This window comes from Zhongshania sp. (assembly GCF_041623545.1).
In the GTDB taxonomy this organism is placed as follows: Bacteria; Pseudomonadota; Gammaproteobacteria; order Pseudomonadales; family Spongiibacteraceae; genus Spongiibacter.
In genome coordinates this window covers 1-3,725 of sequence record NZ_JBFJWS010000308.1, presented here as the reverse complement: position 1 = coordinate 3,725, position 3,725 = coordinate 1, and the positions used below count along the sequence as shown (strand labels likewise).

Annotated in this window: 3 protein-coding genes and 1 pseudogene; 2 read left to right on the top strand and 2 right to left on the bottom strand. The window is 49.1% G+C overall.

The window, feature by feature from the left end; all coding sequences use genetic code 11:
• A pseudogene (locus ABYT30_RS16965) lies at window positions 1-969 on the top strand (pyrroloquinoline quinone-dependent dehydrogenase); the annotation flags it as partial.
• An 18-nt stretch (window positions 970-987) separates the two neighbouring features.
• Here the strand turns inward: ABYT30_RS16965 and ABYT30_RS16960 are convergent.
• Window positions 988-1,776 (bottom strand): crotonase/enoyl-CoA hydratase family protein, encoded by a 789-nt coding sequence (locus tag ABYT30_RS16960; protein WP_373097613.1) that lies wholly within the window; start codon window positions 1,774-1,776, stop codon window positions 988-990.
• A gap of 704 nt (window positions 1,777-2,480) precedes the next feature.
• A complete protein-coding gene (locus ABYT30_RS16955) occupies window positions 2,481-3,041 on the bottom strand; it encodes a recombinase family protein (protein WP_373097612.1) in 561 nt (186 codons plus the stop codon).
• Window positions 3,042-3,420: 379 nt separating this feature from the next.
• On the opposite strand from ABYT30_RS16955, the gene ABYT30_RS16950 reads away from it, so the two are divergent.
• Window positions 3,421-3,725 (top strand): PKD domain-containing protein (locus ABYT30_RS16950; protein ID WP_373097611.1); only part of this gene is annotated, 305 nt, incomplete at its 3' end.

The window sequence follows — 3,725 nt, the reverse complement described above, 5'->3', positions numbered from 1 at the left end:
CCGGCGCAACCCATGCTTGTTGATTTGCAGCGCGATGGCAAAACTGTTCCGGCGGTGGTGCAACTGACTAAACAGGGCTTTGTCTTTATGTTTCATCGCGAAACCGGCGAGCCCTTATTCCCGATTGTCGAACAGGCTGTGCCCCAGTTAGCGGTGGCGGGCGAGCAACTGTCAGCGACACAGCCGTTTTCCCCTAAGCTACCAAGCCTATTGAATCACGATTTAAATGCTGAGAATGCCTGGGGATTGACGCCATGGGACCGTGGTGCCTGTGGCAAAAAAATTGCCGGCTTGCATAATCAGGGTTTGTTTACCGCCTTGGCGGAAACGCCCACTCTAATGCTACCGGGTAGCCTCGGTGGCGCCAACTGGGGTGGCGGGGTATTTTGGCCCGAACGGCAGCAGTTAGTGGTTAACGTCAATACTGCGCCCTTTGTTGGGCATTTAAAGCCAACGAGTAGCACAGAAAAGGGGGAGCATTTACCGCCAGCGGGCAGAACAATGCGGATTACAATGGCGGGCACGCCGTATACCGTGGTAGTGGAAAGCCTGATGTCGCCACTCGGAATTCCCTGTAGTGAACCGCCCTGGGGTAAATTAATGGCGATTGATTTGGCTAAGGGCGAAGTGCTTTGGGAAAAGCCCTTGGGTTCGGTGCATGAGATGGCACCCGTGCCGCTGCCCTTTGATATTAACTGGGGTACGCCGAATTTAGGCGGTGCACTAATGACCGCCGGTAAACTTGTGTTTATTGGCGCGACGATGGACCGGCGATTCAGGGCATTTTCGGCTGATAGCGGTAAAATGCTTTGGCAACACACTTTACCGGTCGACGCGCCAGCCTCGCCAATGACCTACCAGCGCGGCGGGCGTCAGTATGTGGTGATTGCTGCTGGTGGCCACCACATGTATCAGCGACCAATGGGGGATTATATTGTTGCTTTTGCTTTGCCACTTAAGGATAAGTAGCTTAAACAGTAAGCAACGTTAGCGTCCCTTAAATACCGCTGCACGCCGCTCTTTAAACGACGCCACGCCTTCCGCAGCATCCTCACTCTGCATTAACGGCACTTCGCGAGCGACTAAGCGGGCGCATTCGTCAAGGCCGTTCAATAAGTAATTACGTGACGAGTCGAGACTCGCTTGCACGGCCAGCGGCGCTTGCGCCGCAATATTTTGGGCTAGGGCAAAGCCGGTATCGAAGACTTTGTCGTCATCGACCACTTCTTGCACCATGCCAATTCGAAGCGCAGTTTCAGCATTGAATTCGTCGCCGGTAAGTAAATAGCGCTGAGCATTGGCATAACCAAACTCTTGAACCATACGCACGGTCGCACCACCGCAGGCCATAATGCCCCGTCGCACCTCAATTTGGCCAAAGCGGGTTCCGCGACCACAAATGCGTACCTCGGCGCCCAAGGCGAGTTCAATACCGATCGTGTAACAAATGCCGTGAATAGCCATAACAATTGGTTTACGGCAGCGATATTCGGGGCGCAGACCCAGCGGGTCACATTCATCAGCGGGAACCTCTGGCCATTCCCCAGACGAAAATACATCGGTCCATTCGGGTAAATCTAAGCCTGCAGTGAAATGCTTGCCATTGGCGTAAACGAGGCCGCAGTGCAAATTGTCATTCGATTCCAAAAGCTTGTAAGCCTTTGCCACCTCGTGCCAGACATCATGGTCAAAGGCATTGTATTTTTCTGGCCGATTAAGGCCAATGAGGAGTACGTGGTCGCGTTCTTCTACTAAGACTTTTGGGGTGTTTGTCATTGTTATTCCCTAAATAAGTTTTTATGGCATTTGAGCATGCTTGGTTTAAGGCGTCTACTGCTGAAAATCATGGGGGCTTAGGAAGTAGGCGTGCTACCGAGGGCTCTTCATCATTAACAGGGTTTGATGAGTGCCATCCCCCGTTAATTGGGTAGAGCCCTACCGAGTGGCGGTTGTGGCTAAGGTTAATCTTTCGAGAGAAGCGCACGCTGAGATGATGGGGTGTTGTACAGCTTTTCCAAGTTCGTGGCTAAGATCGCCTTTGCGGACGCCGTGCTTAAGGCATACGCGCTTTATGGTTGACTCAGAAACGGCGCAATCAATAGCGATGGTTGAGTACATGTGGCCGGCCGAACGCATGGCCAGAATTTGTGCTTCTTTTTGGGGGGGCATTTGCAGGTCTCCGGTTCACGGTCAAATATTGTGTTAATGGCATCGTTTAGCATTGTTGATAACTGTGCGGAGCATGTCTCGGCAATTTTTTGGGCGGTTTGGTTAATGAAAGTGATTGTTCTTACCTAGCATCTAAGTGCTTCCTCTGAGTAATAGGTTGCATCGCCGTCCGTGATGAAATCTATCGGCGGAAGTATTAGGTTTGAGTGGCTGAGGGGGAGACAGCCTGGTAGCGGGGTTGGGTACTCCTTTGAAAATTCCATATTGGTGTCAATCTCTGGGTGGGATGGAAGTCGTCGCTAAGCCATAACTTAGTTGTCTTTGTGCGTATCAAGCAGCCGATAGACGCTAGCTTTAGATAAGTCGTACTTTTTCATCAGGTCCTTGATCTTGATGCCTGATGAGCGGTCAAGGACAAGTTGTTGTACTTGCTCTTCTGTTAGCTTGGCGCGTCGGCCAAAAGTCACACCATTTTCTTTAGCTTTAGCAATCCCTTCTAATTGCCTCTCTTTGCGGATCTCTGTCTCAAATTCCGCAATAGATGCCAGCATGTTAAACATCAGTCTTCCAGCTGGCGTTGATGTGTCTATTTTTTGATCAATTACGACTAGGTCAACGCCCTTATCTTCAAGTCGCTTGGCTATCTGAGTCAGGTGAAAGGTTGATCTTGCTAGTCTGTCGAGCTTTGTTATGACGAGGCTGTCACCTTTGCGAACATATTTGAGGCATGCCTGTAATTCTGCTCGATCTGCCGTAGTACCTGATTTTTTGTCAGCAAAGATTTCATCGCAGCCATGGCTTGATAGCTTGTTTCGCTGAATCTCTAGGGATTGGCCAACACTGCTGACTCTCGCGTATCCAATGGCTGGCATGTCTTATAATTCCTTAGATGATATGATAATTATAATATAAGACGTTATTTAAGACGTCAATGATCAATGTCTCAGAAAGTATACTTTAAAAGACGTTGATGGCAGTGGTGGCAAGTCGGATTTACCGTAGACGGTTAAGGCGTGCGGTTAGTGCTAATAAGGTTCAGCAGGAAATTTAAAAGGCTTCAAGATTTATCTATTTTATGTGTCGCTAAAATTTATGCTTATCAGTGTGTTAGTGTGCGGCGGCATCAGCTTTTGTAAGCCGACGCTGCGTATTTATGGAAAATCGCAATAGCTCGAGCAGCTTTCTTGTGGATATGTCGTCCGTTTTGAGTTTTCGAGATTAATTAGGAAATTAAAGGATAAGGAATTTAATATGCAGAATGTTAAAAAATGGAGAGTTACTTTTGTCATCTTTTTTGCGGTAATGTTGGCTGCTTGTGGGGGGGGCGGTGGCAGTAATGGCGCAGCTACTCCAGGCGCAGGCAGTTCAGTCAATAATTTGCCGATAGCAAATGCAGGTGTCGATCAAAATATCGTAACAGGTGCGTTTGTCACGCTGGATGGGAGTGCTAGTTCAGATGCGGATGGTGATTCTCTTAGCTACCTCTGGTCTATCTCAAGCAAGCCCGGTGGTAGTTCTGCTTCATTGAGTGATAATGCCGCGGCTATGCCCCAATT

Coding starts and splice junctions, on each gene's coding strand:
- ABYT30_RS16960 (WP_373097613.1), bottom strand. CDS start 1,776: ATGACAAACACCCCAAAAGTCTTAGTAGAAGAACGCGACCACGTACTC.
- ABYT30_RS16955 (WP_373097612.1), bottom strand. CDS start 3,041: ATGCCAGCCATTGGATACGCGAGAGTCAGCAGTGTTGGCCAATCCCTA.